Annotated in this window: 21 protein-coding genes; 15 read left to right on the top strand and 6 right to left on the bottom strand. The window is 31.5% G+C overall.

Annotation, left to right across the window (positions count from 1 at the left end):
* The first annotated feature begins 18 nt into the window (after window positions 1-18).
* From HNV10_RS04630 to HNV10_RS04600, 7 genes are all read left to right on the top strand, one after another.
* Window positions 19-1,455 carry an ATP-dependent DNA helicase gene (locus HNV10_RS04630; RefSeq protein WP_173300186.1) on the top strand — a complete coding sequence of 479 codons (1,437 nt, stop codon included), beginning with the start codon at window positions 19-21 and terminating at the stop codon, window positions 1,453-1,455.
* Window positions 1,456-1,501: 46 nt separating this feature from the next.
* Window positions 1,502-2,083, top strand: coding sequence for a DUF4126 domain-containing protein (locus tag HNV10_RS04625; protein ID WP_173300185.1), 582 nt, complete (start codon window positions 1,502-1,504; stop codon window positions 2,081-2,083).
* 74 nt (window positions 2,084-2,157) lie between these two features.
* Window positions 2,158-2,871 carry a 3-deoxy-manno-octulosonate cytidylyltransferase gene (gene kdsB, locus HNV10_RS04620; RefSeq protein ID WP_173300552.1) on the top strand — a complete coding sequence of 238 codons (714 nt, stop codon included), beginning with the start codon at window positions 2,158-2,160 and terminating at the stop codon, window positions 2,869-2,871.
* Window positions 2,862-3,566, top strand: coding sequence for an HAD family hydrolase (locus HNV10_RS04615; protein ID WP_173300184.1), 705 nt, complete (start codon window positions 2,862-2,864; stop codon window positions 3,564-3,566). The genes kdsB and HNV10_RS04615 overlap by 10 nt, the downstream gene beginning before the upstream one ends.
* Before the next feature lie 4 nt (window positions 3,567-3,570).
* Entirely contained in the window at window positions 3,571-4,194 is a 624-nt protein-coding gene (locus HNV10_RS04610; protein WP_173300183.1) for a CatA-like O-acetyltransferase, read from the top strand.
* A gap of 41 nt (window positions 4,195-4,235) precedes the next feature.
* A complete protein-coding gene (locus HNV10_RS04605; RefSeq protein ID WP_173300182.1) occupies window positions 4,236-5,318 on the top strand; it encodes an iron-containing alcohol dehydrogenase family protein in 1,083 nt (360 codons plus the stop codon).
* Between the two features lies 1 nt (window position 5,319).
* The gene (locus HNV10_RS04600) at window positions 5,320-5,868 is read left to right on the top strand and encodes a 1-acyl-sn-glycerol-3-phosphate acyltransferase (RefSeq protein ID WP_173300181.1); all 549 of its coding nucleotides are present in this window, start codon (window positions 5,320-5,322) and stop codon (window positions 5,866-5,868) included.
* Window positions 5,869-5,988: 120 nt separating this feature from the next.
* Here the strand turns inward: HNV10_RS04600 and HNV10_RS04595 are convergent, their stop codons facing one another.
* The 6 genes from HNV10_RS04595 to HNV10_RS04570 all read right to left on the bottom strand — a co-directional run bounded on the left by HNV10_RS04595 (window position 5,989) and on the right by HNV10_RS04570 (window position 10,839).
* Window positions 5,989-6,465, bottom strand: coding sequence for a nuclear transport factor 2 family protein (locus tag HNV10_RS04595; protein WP_173300180.1), 477 nt, complete (start codon window positions 6,463-6,465; stop codon window positions 5,989-5,991).
* 142 nt (window positions 6,466-6,607) lie between these two features.
* Window positions 6,608-7,147, bottom strand: coding sequence for a YcxB family protein (locus HNV10_RS04590; protein WP_173300179.1), 540 nt, complete (start codon window positions 7,145-7,147; stop codon window positions 6,608-6,610).
* Between the two features lie 29 nt (window positions 7,148-7,176).
* A complete protein-coding gene (locus HNV10_RS04585) occupies window positions 7,177-8,274 on the bottom strand; it encodes a heparan-alpha-glucosaminide N-acetyltransferase domain-containing protein (protein ID WP_173300178.1) in 1,098 nt (365 codons plus the stop codon).
* A 228-nt stretch (window positions 8,275-8,502) separates the two neighbouring features.
* Complete coding sequence (locus tag HNV10_RS04580) at window positions 8,503-9,480, bottom strand: hypothetical protein (RefSeq protein ID WP_173300177.1); 978 nt, start codon at window positions 9,478-9,480, stop codon at window positions 8,503-8,505.
* Window positions 9,481-9,548: 68 nt separating this feature from the next.
* Window positions 9,549-9,983, bottom strand: a complete 435-nt coding sequence (locus HNV10_RS04575) for an RbsD/FucU domain-containing protein (protein WP_173300176.1) — start codon at window positions 9,981-9,983, stop codon at window positions 9,549-9,551.
* An 85-nt stretch (window positions 9,984-10,068) separates the two neighbouring features.
* Complete coding sequence (locus HNV10_RS04570; RefSeq protein ID WP_173300175.1) at window positions 10,069-10,839, bottom strand: SDR family NAD(P)-dependent oxidoreductase; 771 nt, start codon at window positions 10,837-10,839, stop codon at window positions 10,069-10,071.
* Between the two features lie 193 nt (window positions 10,840-11,032).
* Between HNV10_RS04570 and HNV10_RS04565 the strand changes: the two genes are divergently transcribed.
* The 8 genes from HNV10_RS04565 to HNV10_RS04530 all read left to right on the top strand — a co-directional run bounded on the left by HNV10_RS04565 (window position 11,033) and on the right by HNV10_RS04530 (window position 20,288).
* Window positions 11,033-12,403, top strand: a complete 1,371-nt coding sequence (locus HNV10_RS04565) for an alanine/glycine:cation symporter family protein (protein ID WP_173300174.1) — start codon at window positions 11,033-11,035, stop codon at window positions 12,401-12,403.
* A gap of 222 nt (window positions 12,404-12,625) precedes the next feature.
* Window positions 12,626-13,045 carry a transposase-like zinc-binding domain-containing protein gene (locus HNV10_RS04560; protein ID WP_173300173.1) on the top strand — a complete coding sequence of 140 codons (420 nt, stop codon included), beginning with the start codon at window positions 12,626-12,628 and terminating at the stop codon, window positions 13,043-13,045.
* Window positions 13,046-13,151: 106 nt separating this feature from the next.
* Window positions 13,152-14,399: a hypothetical protein gene (locus HNV10_RS04555; protein WP_173300172.1), complete on the top strand. Its 1,248-nt coding sequence runs from the start codon at window positions 13,152-13,154 to the stop codon at window positions 14,397-14,399.
* Between the two features lie 12 nt (window positions 14,400-14,411).
* On the top strand, window positions 14,412-14,672 hold the full coding sequence (locus HNV10_RS04550; protein WP_173300171.1) for a DUF4212 domain-containing protein: 261 nt from the start codon (window positions 14,412-14,414) through the stop codon (window positions 14,670-14,672).
* A gap of 132 nt (window positions 14,673-14,804) precedes the next feature.
* Window positions 14,805-16,571, top strand: coding sequence for a sodium:solute symporter family protein (locus HNV10_RS04545; RefSeq protein WP_173300170.1), 1,767 nt, complete (start codon window positions 14,805-14,807; stop codon window positions 16,569-16,571).
* 351 nt (window positions 16,572-16,922) lie between these two features.
* Window positions 16,923-19,613 carry a sensor histidine kinase gene (locus tag HNV10_RS04540; protein WP_173300169.1) on the top strand — a complete coding sequence of 897 codons (2,691 nt, stop codon included), beginning with the start codon at window positions 16,923-16,925 and terminating at the stop codon, window positions 19,611-19,613.
* Between the two features lie 16 nt (window positions 19,614-19,629).
* The gene (locus HNV10_RS04535; RefSeq protein ID WP_173300168.1) at window positions 19,630-19,995 is read left to right on the top strand and encodes a response regulator; all 366 of its coding nucleotides are present in this window, start codon (window positions 19,630-19,632) and stop codon (window positions 19,993-19,995) included.
* A 74-nt stretch (window positions 19,996-20,069) separates the two neighbouring features.
* Complete coding sequence (locus HNV10_RS04530; protein ID WP_173300167.1) at window positions 20,070-20,288, top strand: hypothetical protein; 219 nt, start codon at window positions 20,070-20,072, stop codon at window positions 20,286-20,288.
* The last annotated feature ends 1 nt before the right edge of the window (window position 20,289 follow it).

Raw genomic sequence — 20,289 nt, 5'->3', positions numbered from 1 at the left:
TATATAATTATTTTCTCTATGATTTCTAATGCTTCTGCATTCTATTCGCTTCTAAAATCTAAGTTTCCATTTACACCAACATCTAAACAAGATATGGTGTTAATGCAGTTGTCTCAATTTATTTTTGATAAAAATAAAAATTCAATTTATTTATTAAAAGGGTATGCAGGTACAGGGAAAACAAGTATAATAGGTACCATTGTTTCTAATTTATGGCAAGCCAAAAAAAGTGCTGTTTTATTAGCACCTACCGGTAGAGCAGCCAAGGTGATTTCTAATTATTCTAAAAAAGAAGCATTTACCATTCATAAAAAAATCTATTTCCCAAAAAAAGATAAAGGAGGAGGTGTAAATTTTGTAATACAACCCAACAAACATCGCAATACTATTTTTATTGTAGATGAAGCTTCTATGATTTCGGATACACCTTCAGATACAAAATCATTTGATAGTAGTTCTCTATTAGACGATTTAATGAGCTTTGTTTATTCTGGCCACCAATGTAAATTGTTATTAATAGGAGATAAAGCGCAATTGCCACCTGTAAAATCTGATTTAAGTCCGGCTTTAAACGAAAATAATCTCAGTCTTAACTATAATAAAGATGTTATTGGAATTGAGTTAGATGAAGTTGTAAGACAAGAGCAAGATTCCGGAATTCTAAGTAATGCAACAGAACTAAGAGCGGTTTTAGAATCTAATATCTATGAAAGTTTTAAATTCGATTTAAATGGTTTTACAGATATTGTAAGACTAATTGATGGTTATGAAATAATGGATGCCATTAATGATGCTTATAGTAATGATGGTTATGAAGAAACAGCCATAATAGTAAGAAGCAATAAACGAGCTAATGCTTACAACCAACAAATTAGACAACGTATTTTATTTAACGAAAGTGAATTGTCTGCAGGTGATTATCTAATGGTAGTTAAAAATAATTATTTTTGGATTAAGCCTACAACCGAAGCTGGTTTTATTGCAAATGGCGATATCATTGAAGTTCTAGAGATTTTTAGTATTAAAGAACTGTACGGTTTTAGATTTGCAGAAGTAAAAGTGAAGATGGTAGATTATCCCAATATGAAACCTTTTGAAACAGTTTTACTCTTAGATACCATTGATGTAGAAAGTGCATCTTTAAGTTACGAAGAGTCAAATAGATTATACCAAGAGGTATCCAAAGATTACGAAGAGGAGCCATCTAAATATAAGCGCTTTTTAGGTGTAAAGAATAATAAGTTTTTTAATGCATTGCAAGTAAAGTTTTCTTATGCTATAACATGCCATAAGTCTCAAGGTGGACAATGGAATACTATATTTGTTGAGCAACCTTATTTGCCAAATGGTATGGATAAAGATTATATAAGATGGTTATATACAGCGGTTACAAGAGCTAAACAAAAATTATATTTAATTGGCTTTAAAGACGAAATGTTTGTTGAAACGGAATGATTTGTATATAAATTGAAAGCAGAATTATTAGAAATATTAACTTGAAATGACAGAAACAATTCTTAGTATATTTTTAGGTGTCGGACTTGCGGCTTCAGTGGGCTTTAGAGTCTTCTTACCCTTGTTTGCGTTAAGTTTAGCTGCTTATTTTAATGTTTGGGAGCTCAATGAGTCTTGGTTATGGATTGGTAGTACAACGGCATTAATAACTTTGGGTATTGCAACGCTTGTAGAAATTGTTGCGTATTATATACCTGTAATTGATAATGCGTTAGATACCATCGCAATTCCATTAGCAACTATTGCTGGTACGGCAGTAATGGTTTCTACTGTTGCAGATTTAAGCCCTGTAATAACTTGGGCTTTAGCGATTATAGCAGGTGGAGGAACAGCTGCTGCTGTAAAAAGTTCAGCAAGTGCAACACGTTTAGGGTCTACTGTTTCTACAGCAGGATTTGGTAATCCTATTGTTTCAACCATAGAAACTGGGACTTCCATAATTATGTCTATTATTTCAATTTTTATGCCAATTTTAGCTATTGTTTTTGTACTCTTTATTTTTTATCTCATTTTTAAACTCTATCGAAAGATTAGGCCAAATAAAACAAAACCACCAAATACCAATTAGAAGAGATAAAGTCGTTTTTAAATCTTATTTTTGAAACTAAACAAGTACAATTTACATAAATGAAAATAATCTCAATGATTCCGGCACGCTATAGTGCGTCACGTTTTCCAGGTAAATTAATGCAAAATTTAGCAGGAAAATCTGTAATACTTAGAACTTACGAAGCTACTGTTGCAACTAATTTATTTAGTGAAGTATACGTGGTAACAGATAGTGATATTATTTTTAAAGAGATTGTAGATAATGGCGGAAAAGCTATTATGAGTCTAAAAGAACACGAGTCTGGAAGCGACAGAATTGCAGAAGCAGTCGCTAATATAGATTGCGATATTGTTATTAATGTGCAAGGAGACGAACCCTTTACTGAGCGCGAGAGTTTAGCTAAGGTTATTGATGTTTTTAAAGATGATAAAGACAAAGACATTGATTTAGCATCGTTAATGGTAGAAATTAAGGATTGGGATGAGATAAATAACCCAAACACAGTAAAGGTTATTGTAGATCAACAAAATTTTGCTTTATATTTTTCTAGAAGTCCTATTCCTTATCCTAGAGATAAAGAAGCTGGTGCAAAATATTTTAAACACAAAGGCATTTATGCATTTAGAAAAGAAGCTTTATTAGACTTTACTGTTTTACCAATGCAGTTTTTAGAAGCATCAGAGAAAATTGAATGTATTAGGTATTTAGAATATGGTAAACGAATTAAAATGGTAGAAACAACAATTCAAGGCGTTGAAATTGATACACCAGAAGATTTAGAAAGAGCAAAAAAATTGTGGAAGTAGATTATAAAAACATAAAAGTAATTGGTTTTGATGCTGATGATACACTCTGGGTAAATGAAACCTATTTTAGGGAAGCCGAAGAGGAAGCAGGCAAATTACTATCGCGATATGAAACGCCCAATAAAATAGATCAAGAACTCTTTAAAATGGAAATTAAAAACCTGCCAACATATGGTTATGGTGTAAAAGGTTTTGTTTTATCTATGATTGAGCTAGCCATAGAGCTGTCTAACGGAAAGGTTACCAATAATGTCATCTCAGAAATGTTAACTATCGGTAAGGATATGATTAATAAACCAATAGAATTATTAGAAGGCGTAGAAGACGTTTTAAAAGTTTTATATAAAGACTATAGATTAATTGTTGCCACAAAAGGAGATTTGTTAGATCAAGAACGAAAATTAGAAAAGTCAGGTTTGTTAAAATATTTCCATCATATAGAAGTGTTAAGTGAAAAGCAAGAGGAAAATTATTCTAAATTACTTAATCATCTAGATATAGAGCCCAAATCATTTTTAATGATAGGAAATTCCTTAAAATCAGATATATTACCATTAGTAAATATTGGAGCGAAGGCAATTCATGTACCATTCCAGACTACTTGGCAGCATGAAACTGTGACAAAGAAAGAAGCAAATGGCTCTGAGTATAAAACCGTACAAAGTTTAACTGAAATATTAGAATTTTTTAAATAAAACTTTGAGAATACTTGATAAATATAATTGGAATAGGCGTGCTCATTTTGAGTTTTTCAACACATTTGTAGATCCTTACTTTGGAGTTACCTTTAAAGTTGATGTTACGGAAGCATATAAATTTTCGCGTAATAATAATGTATCTTTTTTTGTTAAATATTTGCACGCTACTATGCGAGCAGTAAATGAAGTGGATAACTTTAAATATAGAATAAACGAAGATAACGAGGTTGTAATTTTCGACAAAATTCATGCCTCTCCAACAATCTTAAGACCTAATAAAACCTTTGGGTTTTCGTTTGTAAATTACGATGATGATATTCTAAAATTTCAAAATAACTTCTTAAAGGAAAAAGAGAGGGTATTTAATTCTACAGATTTGTTTCCTCTCGTTAATTCTATAGATTGTATACATTGTTCGTCTTTACCTTGGGTTAATTTTACAGGCCATAAAGAGCCATTTAAAGGAGGTATGGATTCAATTCCAAAACTAGCATTTAGTAAAATGGAAAGTTTTGGTGCAAAAAAAGAAATGGAAATTGCTGTTAATGTTAATCATGCACTAGTAGATGGTTATCATGTTGGACTTTTATGTGAAAAATTACAATTTCATTTAAATAGTCATTAAATATAAACTAAGTTGTTATTTTTGTTAAAGATATAAAGTAAATGAAATATAAAAATTATCCAATGGTGTCCAGAGTAGTATTTGGTCGAGGTAGTTTTAATCAACTCGATGAAATTCTCTCTCCAAAACGAAAAGGAAGAAATGCACCATTTATATTTTATGTTGATGATGTTTTTAAAGGCAATCATTGGTTAACATCAAGAATTACCCTTTCTTACAAGGATAAGATTATATATGTACCTACTAAAGAAGAACCTAGAACTGAACAAATTGATCAGTTGGTAGAAGACATTATTTTAGAGTATAGTGAATTACCTTCTGGTATTATAGGAATAGGAGGAGGTATTGTTATGGACATTGCAAAGGCTGTGTCTATTATGTTAACCAATAAAGGAGAGTCTAAAGACTACCAAGGGTGGGATTTGGTAAAGCAACCAGCGATTTATCATGTTGGGATACCTACACTATCTGGTACAGGTGCCGAAGTATCTAGAACAACAATTTTAACAGGTCCGATTCGTAAATTAGGAATAAATAGTGACTATACACCTTTTGACCAAGTTCTATTGGATCCAGAATTAACAAAAGACGTACCAAAAGACCAATGGTTTTATACTGGTATGGATTGTTTTGTGCATTGTGTAGAATCTTTAAATGGTACTTTTTTAAATGCTTTTAGTCAGAGTTATGGAGAGAAAGCATTTGAACTTTGTAAAGAAATTTTTTTAGAAGATACATTATCAAAAGAAGAAGCACAAGATAAATTAATGATGGCTTCATGGCATGGTGGAATGAGTATTGCTTATTCTCAAGTTGGCGTTGCACACGCAATGAGCTATGGTTTAGGTTACCTCTTAGGAATTAAACATGGTATAGGTAATTGTATTGTTTTTGATCATTTAGAAGATTATTACCCTGAAGGTGTAGCCATTTTTAAGAAAATGAAAGCCAAACATAATATTCAATTGCCAAAAGGAATTTGTGCGGATTTAGAAGAAGATCAGTTTGACAAAATGATTGAAGTTGCTCTAAGTTTAGAGCCGCTTTGGGAAAATGCTATTGGTAAAAACTGGAAAACTATAATTACTAAACAAAAGCTTCTAGAGCTCTACAAAAAAATGTAAGATGCGCTGGTTAGCTAAATTTATATATTTTAAGTTGTTAGGATGGAAAGTGGTAGGCAATACCAACTTCTCTCAAGATACCGTAAAAAAGGCAGTAATAATAGCTTTTCCCCATACAAGTTGGCACGATTTTTACATAGGTGTGCTACTAAGAAAAGTTACAGGTGTAAAAACTAATTTTGTAGGCAAAAAGGAACTCTTTGTATGGCCTTTTGGTTATTATTTTAGAGCAGTAGGAGGACGATCTTTAGATAGAACTTCCGGACAGAATAAGGTAGAGGCTATATCTAAGCTATTTAAAGAGTCAGACGAATTTAGGCTAACATTAGCACCAGAAGGCACTAGAAAAAAAGTAGATAAATGGAAAACAGGGTTTTACTACATCGCTAAAACCGCCAACGTGCCAATTATTATGTTTACCTTAGATTTTAAAAATAAACAAAATAAAGTTTCAGAACCGTTTTACCCAACTGATGATATGGAAGCAGATTTTAAGTATATGCATTCTTTTTATGAAGGCGTAGAAGGTAAGGTGAAAGAATATAGTTAGAGGTTAAAAAACTAATTTATGGCACGAGATTTGTATTTAATGAAATGCAATGAAACATAAAGTAAACTCTAAGTCCCTAAAAAGAAACATTGTCTCCAAATGATAAATAAGCTGTTTAAATTATTTAGACAGCTTATTTTTTTCAATAAATTTATCGAGTAGCTTATTCGTTTGATTATTTAATTTGTTTTTAAAAAATGGCATTCCGCCAAATAAAAAACCTTTAAATCCTATAGCTTGTTTTGCCCATGTGTGTAGGTTAAATTTATCAGTATGCTTAATAATTAACCCATCTTTAAATTGAAATGAAGCATCAATTTTATTGTGAACTTTACGACCAGTTTTACTGAAAGTGTAAAAAGCTTCCCAATGAGCAGAGCCAAGGTTTTCATTTACTTTTATTTTTGAAAATTCTACTTTAAAGCTATTGTCATTTTGAGAATTACACAGCATTAACCACATTGCTTTTGCACGTTCGCCTTTTAAGATGCCAAAAGCAGGATCTTCAAAAACCACATCATCATGATAACATGATGCCATAGTTTTGCCATCAGAATTATTCAATGCCATGTAAAATGTTTCAATAAGTTTTTGCATAATCTAATGGTTTTTAAAATTTATAAAACTGCTTGTTGCAAAAATACGCAAGTATTACGCTAATAGTTAATATTCAATAATCGTAATAATAGTAAAATTAAGGTGCCATACATAGTTAAAGTAGTTTTTTAATTATACCTTATTATTTCCACACCCAATCCGTTTCATCCAAATAACCAATATTTAAATCTAAAAAGAGCTTTTTAAATTCAGTTTCATCTTCTATAGCATGTTTAGGAATTACAAATGACATTTCAGATTTTAGTCGTAAGAAAAAATGGTTTTTAAGTTCAATAAGTTTATCAAATTCAGAAACTTTTATAGAGGTTTTTGTACCTTCATCAGTGGCTTCTAATACGTTCGATTCTTTAATAAAATTAAGTGTAGCTTCTTTATTAATTCTATTTTTATAATTTTCATTTATATGCTTTTCAAAGTGTTTTTTATATCTATATTTTGCATATAACGGATGGAATAAATACCAAAGAATGGCAGCTATAAAAAAGGTTACGGCGATAATATATTGATTTATAATTAATGCAATTATAATTAAACCGATGTAGATTAAGGGTACTATGTTTCTAGATTTTTTACGGTTCTTTTGTTGTACTTCCGATTTAGATGAAAAGTACAACTGGTATTCTAAAAAATCGTAAAAACTTAATTTGAATTGTAATTTCATTTGTTACTTCAATTATAATTTTGGTTTAATCAGTTTGTATAACGCTTTATCTTATCCATCAATTTTCTAGTATTAGAATATACAAAAGCATTGGTTTTAGCATAATGAAACGAAATAAAACAAACTACAGTCAGAAACAATAATGCGCCAATTATGGCTTGCCAAGGGACTAGAGTTTTTCCGATGATTTGATGTAATCCTAAACCTGTAAAACTTCCATAAATGATAATAAAATGAATAACATATATAGAAAGCGTTTTCTGTCCTATTTTAAGAATTAATGGTTTCTTAATATAGTTTTCAGCTGCATAAAATAATGCAAAAAGTATTAGTACATTTCCTAGTCTAGTGAAGAGGTAATTGTAATATGCTACGTCTTTAAATAGTGAAACGTCCAGCCAGTAATAGAGTTTCATTAATAAATAAGAAGATTTAAGAATCAATACCGTTCCGACAATAAAAAATCCTGATACTATAGCTATTTTAAACTTAGGACGTTCTACATAACGATAAAATAAAGTAGAAATAAAGGCACCAAAAGCAACATAGCCAAACCACGGAATAATAGTGAAAATAGAGCCTTTAGCTTTAGATAAATAATTTGAAACCAATGTTGGCAGTTGCGGTAACTCTAAATAACGATATAATGGTTCGGTCATAAAAATAGCAATACCTAGTATTACCATTAAAATTGAAAAAATTAAAGTTTTTTTAAAGGTTAATTTATAAAAAACCACAATGATAATGAGTGATAAACCAATACATTGTAAAACATCTACGATTAGAAAATAGGTGTTAAATTTACCAAAAAGCCATTCGAAAATTGGAACACGTAATATGTAACCAATACCAATGAGCATTAAACCTCGCATTACACCTTTGCGCATGCGTTGATTGATGTTTCCACTTTGTTTTGCTCTTATTAGTAAATAGGAAAATATGAGTCCAGAAATAGTGAAAAAAGTTGGTGCTGTAATACCTCTAAAATATTCCCAAGTTTTAAAAGCTAAATGGTTTTGGTCTCTATAGGAAGGGTCGAGTAAAGTGTCTATAAAATGCCCTTGTAACATCATTAAAATGGCGAATGCTCTAACAGCATCAATGAAATATAGACGACTCGGATTCAATTGGTATGATTAGTTGATAATAAATATACTTTTAATTATTTAAAACTTATGAATTGCTAATTCTTTTTTTGTGTAATCATTTTTTATAGCGGTTTGAATTATAAGCATAAATCAAGCTTGTAACAAGGTGTTTAATATTGTGTTTTAGTTTTAATAGTTGTTTAATTAATCAGCCAAAAATGTATCTAAATATCATGCAATAAAATTTGGTGTGTTGGTAGTTCAATTTTAATCAATACTGTAAATTTCAAATGTGAAATTTATTTGTATTTGGTGCGGAGAGCCAACAATATCTTCAAGCACATAAGCTAACTTTAAGTCGTAATTGTTCATTATTGAAACGAGGTTTTGACTATGAGTTCCGTATAGATTTCCCGAAATTGGATTATCTTGAAAAGTGCCAGGGAAAACTTCTGCAACAACTTTAAATGGATAGGCATCTTCAATAGTATTTACAGCTTCATCAAAACCTAGAATTAATTTAGAAAACGGATTTGCACCATTATCTAAATGTGTTAAAAAATGACTTTCAAAATCGATTATTCTAACCAGTTGTATTTTGTTAAAATCTAAAGTGTTATCTACTGATATATCAATTAATTTATAATTTGAAACTGAAGTTACACCAGAGTAGTATTCGTTATTGGTTTCTTCTGTGATAAAATTAAATGTGTACGGAACGGTTACGGTTGTTTTATTTAAACCAAAAAGCGGAAGAACGGTAAAGCTTTTTACATCAGTCCAATGACTATAACCTGTGCTAAGTTCATTATCTTTTGTTCTGGCTCTGTAGCTAATATATTTAGGGTTTTCAAGCGGAATTAAATATTGTGGCACCGAATAATAATGAACATATTGATTGCCGTAACCAGCAGAAAATTCATTATTCAATTCATGAAACTTGCCATAATCATCGCACGTAAATGGTGTATCAGTTTCAATAATTTGTAATTCAGTATTACTTAAACCATCAGGTAGTGTCCAACGTATTTCTACTATTTCATTAGAGTAAAACGTTGCGTTGTTAGAATTTTCTATAATAGGCTTATCATAGGTTTCTAAATACTTTAAATGCTCGGGAGTAGGTATTACATTTTCGCAAGGATTGGTTAAAACAATTCCATCATTAGTTCCGTCATCAGATTCGCAAGCCGTTATAAAAATAAATAATGCTAAATATAAGATTTGAAATACTCTTTTCTTCATAATTTGCAGTTGATTTATGAGAATGCTTATGGACTATAATTAGGCTGTGTAAATCAAATGGTTGTTAATTAAAAACCACTCTCTTCTGCCATTTTAACAACACCAACTGTTAATATTAAATTAGCAAAACGACGCTGCTCACCTGTTTGAATAATTAAGGTAGTGTTTGGATCTCTAATCTTGTCGTAAAAAGCCCATCGTTCCATTTCATCCCAAGTAGCGTCACCTAATAATTTTTTATAGGCTTGGTGTATTTCCGCATTGGCTTCAGCTGGTTTTTCCATAACAATACCACCTTGAATAGGGCAAACCTCTAAAATACCTTCTAACACTGTTAAAGCATCTAATAGTCCAGGTTTAAAGTTTAAATGAACGGTTGTAGAGTTGGGACCTGTCATTGCTCCAACTGGTAAATTTCCATCTGCAATAACAATTTGCGCAAAATGACCAGAACGAGCAAGGGCTTCCATAATAGTCGGGTGAATAACTGGAGTCTTTAACATAAATATAGTTTTAAAAAGTAGATAAATAATCTAATCGTTAAATCCATAATTGGACTTAACGATTAGTTATTATTATTATTATTAATTACATGTTGTAAACACCACCATTGATATCTAACGTTGCTCCAGTAATAAATCCGTCATATTCAGATGCTAAGTATACTACAGCTCTAGCTACGTCATTTGCATTACCAGCTCGTTGAATCGGAATACCAGCTGTGGTTTCTGCTGCAGATTCTTTTGTAGTATGTGTATTATGGAAAGATGTACCAAGTATAAGGCCAGGAGCAACAGCATTCACTCTAGTTCCTTGTGCTCCTAATTCTGTCGAAAGTGCTCGAGTAAATGTAAGAATGGCGCCTTTACTTGTTGAGTAAACTAAAGAACCTGGATGGCCACCTTTACGTCCTGCTAGCGAAGCTAAATTAACAATACTACTATTCTCATTTTCTCCTAAATAAGGAGCAGCTGCTCTTGTTACAAACATCATAGACGTCATGTTGATATCCATAACCTTATGCCAAAATTCTGTTTCCATTTCGTTTAGCATTTTACGTGCAACAAGCGATCCAGCATTATTAATCAATATGTCTAAACCACCAAATGCATCTACTGTTTTTTTGACCAATGCATTTGCGTCATCTTCTTTTGTTAAATCTCCACTAATTGATATAGCTTTTTGCCCTTTTTTATGAGCATAGTCTACTAGTTGGTTTGCAGTGTCTGCGCTAGAAAAATAGTGAATAGCAACATTTGCTCCGTTATCAATAAAGTGCTTGGTGATTGCTTCTCCAATCCCTTGAGCTCCAGCAGTTATTAGTACATTTTTATCTGTTAGTTTAGTGTTGCTTTTCATGTTGTTTTGAAATTAATAAAGTTGATTAATATTGAAAGTAATAGTTGTTTTATAAGAACTATAGTTTAGTCTAGTACAAATATAAGATAATATGCTAGGTTATTTTAGAAACAGGGTTTGTAGAATTTTGTTTTTTTAAAATTAATTTAAACATAATGCTGCATATTAAAACGGTTTACTAATTTTATCATCTATGAAAATTTTAGATGAATTACTTAAGGGCTTTTCTTCCCTAGCTTGGGGATTGCCTTTGTTGATTATTTTAATAGGAGGTGGTCTCTATTTATTAATTCGATCAAGGTTTTTACCATTTCGATATTTAGGACATGCAATAAATGTATTACGAGGAAAGTATGATAATCCAAATGACCCAGGACAAATTTCCCATTTTCAGGCATTAACAACGGCATTATCAGCCACTGTAGGTATGGGGAATATTGCAGGAGTCGCCGTGGCAATTTCTGTTGGTGGACCTGGAGCTGTATTTTGGATGTGGATAAGTGCTATCGTTGGTATGTCTACAAAATTCTTTACATCTACTTTAGCAATTATGTATAGAGGAAAGGATAGTGCAGGAGAAATTCAAGGTGGACCTATGTATTTTATTACAGAAGGGTTAGGCAAATCTTGGAAGCCTTTGGCTGTGTTTTTTAGCCTTTGCGGATTAATTGGAGCTTTGCCTGTATTTAACGTTAATCAACTTACACAGGCTTTAAATGATATTTTATTAATTCCAAATGGTGTAAAAGTTGGTTTTTCTACCAATCTCTATATTGGAATCGTTTTAGTAAGTATTACTGCATTAGTAATATTGGGTGGTATAAAACGAATTGGTTCAGTAGCTTCGAGATTGGTGCCAAGTATGGTCGCTTTATATTTTGTATTGGTTATTATTATTCTTGTGGCTCACAGTGATGTGTTATTTTACTATTTAAAATTGATTTTTACAGATGCTTTTGCGGCGAATTATTACCCAAAAGATGACACTTTTTTAGGTGGTGTTTTGGGTGCATTAATTCTACATGGTATTAAACGTGGTGCTTTTTCTAATGAAGCTGGTATTGGTACGGCTCCAATGGCTCATGGAGCAGCTAAAACAGATGAACCAGTTCGCGAAGGGCTTGTTGCTATGTTGGGTCCCGCGATAGATACTTTAATAGTTTGTACACTCACGGCTTTAGCAATTTTAGTCACTGGTGTTTGGGAAACTACCTCAGATAATGGTGTTAGTCTAACGGCTTCGGCTTTTGCTGATGTAATGCCAACGTACGGAAAATATGCATTACTGATTTGTATTTCCATTTTTAGTATGAGCTCTTTGTTTTCATATTCATATTATGGAACAAAATGTATGTCCTTTCTTTTTGGAGATAAAAACAAGCATTACTATAACTACTTTTATATCTTAAGTATTCTTATTGGTGCTACTACTAGTTTAAGTATGATGATTAATCTAATTGATGGTGTGTTTGCTCTAATGGCAATTCCAACAATGATTGCGACTATTGTTTTGGCACCAAAAGTCATTATTGAATTGAAAGCATATATAAAGCGGTTAAAATAGATATTACTAAAAGTTTCTGTATATACAAATAGTGGAAATTGTTCAGGTTATATAAGGTTTAGAGTGTGATTTATGCAATTGCTTAATTGGTTTTACTTTAATAGCTTCTAAAGCTAGTATTCATAATTATTTAGCAGCTTTTTTTTGTGAAAATGAGATATTTTAAATATTTATCTTTTAATTATGTTGCTAAATTGATATATTTATGCTAAATAAATATATATGAATATTGATAGTTGTCCAAATTGTAATTCTAGTCATTATATTAAAAGCGGAATCGTTAGTGGTAGGCAGCGTTATAAGTGTAAAAAATGTAATTACTTCTTTTCTGTAAACAAAATAGGAAAACAGATTGATGATTATTACGTTAATAAATCACTTCAATTGTATTTAGAAGGGTTAACGTATAGAGAGATTGAACGAATTCTAGGGGTTTCTCATGTTAGTATTATGAACTGGGTAAAAAAATATAATATTAAACGACCATACAATTCTAACTACCATCCAACTTACAAAATACTAAATGCAACAGAGCTTGGGGTTTACTTTAGTGATGCTGAAAACATAAAAGGAGCTGGTGTCATTGTAACGGAACTTGGAGACAAGTTTATGCTTATTAAATGGGAGCGATTTAAAGATTAGTATAGTAAATTAACAAATAAATATATTAAGTTTATTTTAACTGATTGTTTTATAGAAATTAGTGGTGCATACAAAACCAATTTAATAACTAACTAATTTTTAAACAATGAGAAAACAACACTTTATATTGATTGGACTTCTTTTAGTATCCTTTCAATTACTGAAGGCTCAAGGCTCTCCTGATTATACTGGAGGTCTTAAGTTTAAATTTAACGAAGATGGCTCTAAATATCTTCGGCTTATTTCTTGGGCACAAGTCCAAGCCAATTACAATACCGATGAAACCTTTGATGGAAACGGAAATGAAAACAGTAAATTAAACTTTAATTTACGTCGTGCAAGAGTTTTAATGTTTGCGCAAATCAACAAAGACTTTTTAATCTTAACACATTTTGGATTAAATAGCTTAACAAGTACTACGTTAAGTCCAACTGGTAAAGGAGATGGTTCACAGCTCTTTTTTCACGATGTTTGGGCGCAATACAATTTAGGTAAAGATCACACAGTGGGTGGTGGTTTACATTATTTTAATGGTATATCTAGATTAAATAATCAAAGTACTTTAAACATGATGACCTTAGATAATAATCGTCAATCTTGGGCTACCATTGGATTGTCTGATCAATTTGCACGTCATTTAGGTGTATTTTTAAAAGGTAAATTTGATAAGCTACAATATCGCGTGGCAATTAATGATGCTTCTACATCAACATTAGATTCTAGAACTGCAACGGCAGGAGGAGATGCAGTTTACAATGGGCGTTTAAATCTGGGTTCTAAGGACGCTGGCAAAACTTATGCAGGTTATTTTGATTATCATTTTTTAGACCAAGAATCTAATTTTTTACCATATAAAGTAGGCTCTTATTTAGGAGGAAAAAAGGTTTTTAATGTTGGTGCTGGTTTCTTTCTGCATCCAAAAGGATCTGTGATAGATACAGGTTCTGCATTATCACCTAATTTAGAAGGTGAGGACGTTTCAATTTTTGCGGTAGATGCTTTTTATGATGCTCCAATTGGAGAGGATGGAAGCGCACTTACAGCTTACGCAGTTTATCAAAATAATAATTATGGAAAAAACTATCTCTACAGTGCTTACGGAACAGGAAGCATGATTTATGGTCACGTTGGTTATGTTTTTAAAGGTGATGCAGCTAAAACACGCTATCAGCCTTATGTAAGTTATGGCACACATAGCTATGATGCTGTAAGTGATGATCGATCAACACTAGGAATAGGAGTAAATGCTTATATGAGTGGGCATAATTCAAAATTAACTTTAGAATATAAAAATCAACAGTTTGGTGCTTTAGATGCAAATACTATTTCGCTTCAAGCAATGATTTACCTATAAAAACTAATAACGATGAGTGAAAAACAAAAAAACGCAACAGCGTACTGGAAAGAAAATCTAAAGTACTTAGTTATTCTACTAGCAATATGGTTTATAGTATCCTTTGGGTGTGGCATATTATTTAGAGAAGCATTAAATGAAATTAGACTTGGAGGATTTAAACTAGGTTTCTGGTTTGCACAACAAGGATCCATATATGTATTCGTAATTCTAATATTCGTGTACGTAAGATTAATGAACAAACTAGATAAAAAATACGGTTACGACGAATAGTTGAAACTAATAACCTTAATGTTTGCTTTAATTTTTAAACAGAGGTGTCAGTTCGAGTGATTCCGATTTTTATCGGAATTGTATCGAGAACATTTCAAAATTTTAAAGCTAAACCAAAAAAAACAAAATATTATGAGTGTACAAACATGGACATGGTTGTTAGTAGGAATTACTTTCGCCTTATATTTCGGAATAGCAATTTGGGCTAGAGCTGGCTCAACTAAAGAATTTTATGTAGCAGGAGGAGGTGTTTCTCCTTTAGCTAATGGTATGGCAACTGCAGCCGATTGGATGAGTGCGGCTTCCTTTATTAGTATGGCAGGTATTATTTCCTTTGCAGGTTATGATGGTTCTGTTTATTTAATGGGTTGGACAGGCGGATATGTGCTTTTAGCATTATTACTAGCACCATATTTACGGAAATTTGGGAAATTCACAGTTCCAGATTTTATTGGAGATAGATATTACTCAAACACGGCAAGAACAGTAGCTGTAATTTGTGCTTTAATTGTATCATTTACATATGTGGCAGGTCAAATGCGTGGTGTTGGGATTGTGTTTTCTCAATTCTTACAAGTAGATATCAATATAGGTGTTATTATAGGAATGACAGTAGTTTTAACCTTTGCATTATTAGGAGGTATGAAAGGTATCACCTATACGCAAGTGGCACAATACTGTGTTTTAATCTTTGCTTTTATGGTGCCTGCATTTTTCATTTCTATGCAAATGACAGGAAACATTATTCCACAATTAGGAATGGGAGGAACCGTTGAAGGTGGCGAATTTCTTCTTGATAAGTTAGACAAACTTCATACAGAATTAGGTTTTAATGAATATACAAGTGGTACCAAATCAACATGGGATGTATTCGCTATTACTTTAGCATTAATGACAGGAACTGCTGGATTACCTCACGTAATTGTGCGTTTCTTTACAGTACCTAAAGTAAAAGATGCACGTAAATCAGCAGGTTATGCTTTGTTCTTAATTGCTATTTTATATACCACAGCACCTGCAATTGCAGTGTTCTCAAGAACTAATTTAATTGAAACAGTAAGTAATCAACAATATTCTGAAATTCCAGTTTGGTTTAAAAATTGGGAAAATACAGGATTAATTGCTTGGTCTGATAAAAATGGCGATGGAAAAATTCAATATGTTGCTGGTAATGCGTTAGATGGCAAGAAGCCAGTATATACAGAAGCTAGAGGTTTAAACGGAGAACGTATGATTTCTAATGCAAGTGCTGCGAAAAATGAATTATACGTTGATAGAGATATTATGGTATTAGCTAATCCAGAAATTGCAAAACTCCCAAATTGGGTAATTGCATTAGTGGCAGCAGGTGGTTTAGCAGCAGCTTTATCTACAGCAGCAGGATTACTGCTTGTGATTTCTACTTCTATTTCTCACGATTTAATTAAAAAACAATTAAAACCAGACATTTCTGATAAAGGAGAATTAACAGCAGCAAGAATCTCAATTTTTGTGGCAATTTTAATCGCAGGATACTTTGGTATTAATCCACCAGGATTTGTCGCCGCAGTCGTCGCGCTCGCCTTTGGTCTAGCAGCCGCTTCCTTTTTTCCAGCGATTATTCTTGGGATTTTTGATAAGCGAATGAATAGCCAAGGAGCCATCTCAGGTATGGTTGTAGGTATCGTATTAATGCTATTTTATATGATGAAATTTAAACTAAATATGTTTGGTGGAGGTACAAGTGAAGATTGGTGGTTTGGGACATCTCCAGAAGGATTTGGAACAATTGCAATGTGCGTCAATATTGTGATTTCAGTAGTGGTGTCTAGGTTAACAGCTGCACCTCCTCAAAATGTTCAAGATATGGTTGAGAGTATTAGAATACCTTCTGGAGCAGGTGAAGCTTCAAGTCATTAAATACTTGTTCTAATTTAAATGATTCGGACATAATTTTAATTTTGTTAGTTAGAAAATCAGCATTACCTATGTAGTGCTGATTTCTTATATTAGTAAAATAATGGTAATTAGATTGATATTGTCTGAATTAGGAAGTTAAAATTAAGTTGAGTTATTAGGAGCATATGAAAAAACGTCACGAACAAAAATTAGTAGTCTTATCTATTGCATTGCTTTTTATTTTTAATATACCTTTTGTATTAATTTTTAATAATCAAGGCGCCATTATGGGTGTTCCTACATTTTATTTTTCAATTTTTTCTATTTGGTTAGTATCAATTATTGTTTCATATATCGTACTAAAAAGGCATTATGAATAATTATACTTTAATATTTATTATTATCATTTATTTAGCTGTGTTATTCTACATAGCTTTTGTAGCTGAAAAAAAGCATCAAAGTAAATGGGTTAATAATCCTTATGTGTATACGTTGTCATTAGCTGTGTATTGTTCGGCTTGGACCTATTACGGAAGCGTTGGTATTGCAGCAAATTCGGGAATTAACTTTTTGCCCATTTATTTAGGGCCAGTTATTGCAGCGCCTTTATGGATTGTTGTACTTCGTAAAATTATAAGAATTTCTAAACAACATAAAATTTCTTCTATTGCAGATTTTATTTCATTACGTTATGGTAATAACAGATTTTTAGGTGCATTGGTCACAGTGGTGTGCTTATTTGGAACCTTACCTTATATTTCATTGCAATTAAAAGCAGTGTCAGAAACTTTTGAAATTATGTCAGACGATACCAGTTATATATCTACAACTGTTATTGACGATTCTACATTTTATGTCGCTTTGTTGTTGGCTGTTTTTGCTACATTTTTTGGTACGCAAAATACGGATGCTTCCGAAAAACATAAGGGCATTATTGCTTCTGTAGCATTTGAGTCTGTTTTAAAGCTTGTCTTCTTTTTAGTTATTGGTATTTATATTACGTTCTATTTGTATGAAGGCACTACAGATATTTTTAATCAAATATCTATTAAAGAAAATTTTAAATCATTATCCACTTTAAATGGTGTAGAAGATGGATTTAATTGGTTTTTTATGATTGCTTTGTCTTTTATGGCTATATTTTTATTGCCAAGACAATTTCAGGTGTCGGTTTTAGAAAACAATAGAGAGAAGCATTTAAAAAAAGCAATTTGGTTATTTCCATTGTATTTATTACTCTTTAATGTTTTTGTAATCTTTATTGCTTGGGCAGGTAAATTAACGTTTGGCACAACGGAAAATGCAGAATATTATACGCTTTTACTTCCGCTACAAAATGGAAATTCTTTTTTAGCAACACTAGTTTTTTTAGGTGGTTTTTCTGCTGTTATTTCAATGGTAATTGTATCCACATTGGCACTGTCTACAATGGTGAGTAATAATTTAATTATTCCTTACGGATTTTTAGATAAATTTATTAAAAATCAACCAGAGCGTAATTCTAAGTATATTAAGAATATTAGACGTATTTCTATATTTACCATCATCATTACGGCCTATTTCTTTTATGTTTCTTTTTCAAAAGAGTTGTCATTGTACTCTATAGGTTTAATATCTTTTGTAATTATAGCGCAGTTAGCACCTTCTTTTTTTATTGGTTTGTATTGGAATCGTGGTTCGGCAAAAGCTGCAATTATAGGGACTATTGCAGGTTTCTTAATTACAGTTTATACTTTGGTGTTACCCTTTACATTAAGTGCATATACAGGTACTGATGATTTTACACAATATGGTTTAATGGGTGTTTCTAATTTAAAACCCTATGCTTTATTTGGAATAGATTTTTTAAGCCCTCCAGCTCATGCATTTTTTTGGAGCATGACTATTAATTTATTATGTTATTTAACGTTTTCATTAACCTCAAAAGGTAATTATAGAGAACGAAATTATGCAGAAATGTTTGTAGATAGTAAGAATTTTACAACGCTTCAAGATAGTGCATTAGTATGGAAAGGTGAAGCTTATGTTTCTGATATTAAAAATGTACTCATTAGATTTTTAGGTGAGAAAAGAGCGACTAGAGCATTAAATATTTTCTTTACAAAATACAAATTACCAAAAGACACGCAGTTAGCTGACGCAAGACTAATTAATTTTTCTGAAAAACTGTTAACCGGAAGCATAGGTTCTGCTTCTGCAAAAATATTAATTGCCAGTGTTGTAAAAGAAGAGCAAATAAGTTTGGTTGAAGTATTAAAAATTTTAGAAGAATCTAAAGAAAACATTGTTAGTAACAAGGTGCTGCTTGAAAAATCAAATGAGCTTTCTCAATTATCAACAAAACTAAAGGATGCTAATAATGAATTAATTTCTAAAGACAGACAGAAAGACGAATTTTTAGATACGGTAGCACATGAACTTAAAACACCAATAACAGGTATACGAGCAGCAACAGAATTGTTAATGGATGAGGATGATGATATGCCAAAAGAAACTAAGGCACAATTTTTAAAAAATATCCTTCAAGATTCTGACCGTTTAGGACGATTAATTCATAATATTCTTGATTTTGAAAAATTAGAAACAGGTCGTTTGCATTTAGATATGCAATACAAAGATATTCAAGAAACAATTGTAAAAGCTATTTCTAGTATTTCTCAAATAGCAGCTAAAAAAGAAGTGACAATCATTAATCATAATACACATAGTTTTAGTACTAATTATGATGAAGACCGCATACTTCAGGTTTTAACTAATTTACTGTCTAATGCTATTAAGTTTTGTAGTCCTAAATCTGGAAAAATTATAGTAGATTATAAACTAGGAAACGAAAAAGTTGAAATCTCTGTAACGGACAATGGTAAAGGGATTCCAGAAGAAGATTATGATTATATTTTCGATAAATTCTATCAGTCAAAAGACCAAAATACAAGAAAACCACAAGGGAGTGGATTGGGTTTAGCTATTACCAAGCAAATAGTAGAGAAACATAACGGTAAAATTTGGGCAAAAAAAGACGTTAAAAATGGTGCTTCACTTGTTTTTACGATACCTTTTAAGTAAATTGTATGCATAAAGTATGAAGAAGAAAATATTAATTGTTGACGATGAGCCAAATATTGTGATGTCGTTAGAATATACCTTCAAAAAACAAAATTTTGAAGTGTTTATAGCAAGGGATGGAAGTGAGGCTTTAGAAATATTAAAACATCAAATTCCTAATGTAATTTTGTTAGATATTATGATGCCAAATGTAGACGGATATCAAACATTAACACATATTAAAAATACAGACAGTTTAAGAAATACTAAAGTCGTTTTTTTAACTGCTAAAAATAAAGCTTCAGATATTGAAAAAGGTTTAAAACTTGGAGCGGATAAATATTTAACAAAGCCTTTTTCAGTAAAAAAAATAGTTTCAGAAATATTGGAACTAGTGACTTAGAAATAGTCTTTTAAGTCTTTTAATAAATTGGTTTTGTATGCAAACAAACTAAGTTTAATTAAAAGTTTAAAGACATGAAATTTCATATTAATCCGTTAGCGTCAGATATTTTAATAAGTATCTATGCTGTTGCTACGCTTTATTTAAGATTTAAATTTGAAAATACTGCTGAGGTAAGTCCTATCAACTCAATAGTGATGGGAGTTTGTTTTGTGGTGATAATTTGGGTGTTAATAAAACTCAAGGTGCTTAATCCTAATTGGTTTGGCTTGCTTAAATCTAAAAAAGCATAGT

It is taken from the genome of Winogradskyella litoriviva (assembly GCF_013249065.1).
GTDB classification, from domain to species: domain Bacteria; phylum Bacteroidota; class Bacteroidia; order Flavobacteriales; family Flavobacteriaceae; genus Winogradskyella; species Winogradskyella litoriviva.
Note: the sequence above shows the minus strand (reverse complement) of the source record. Positions and strands in the feature narration are given on the sequence as shown.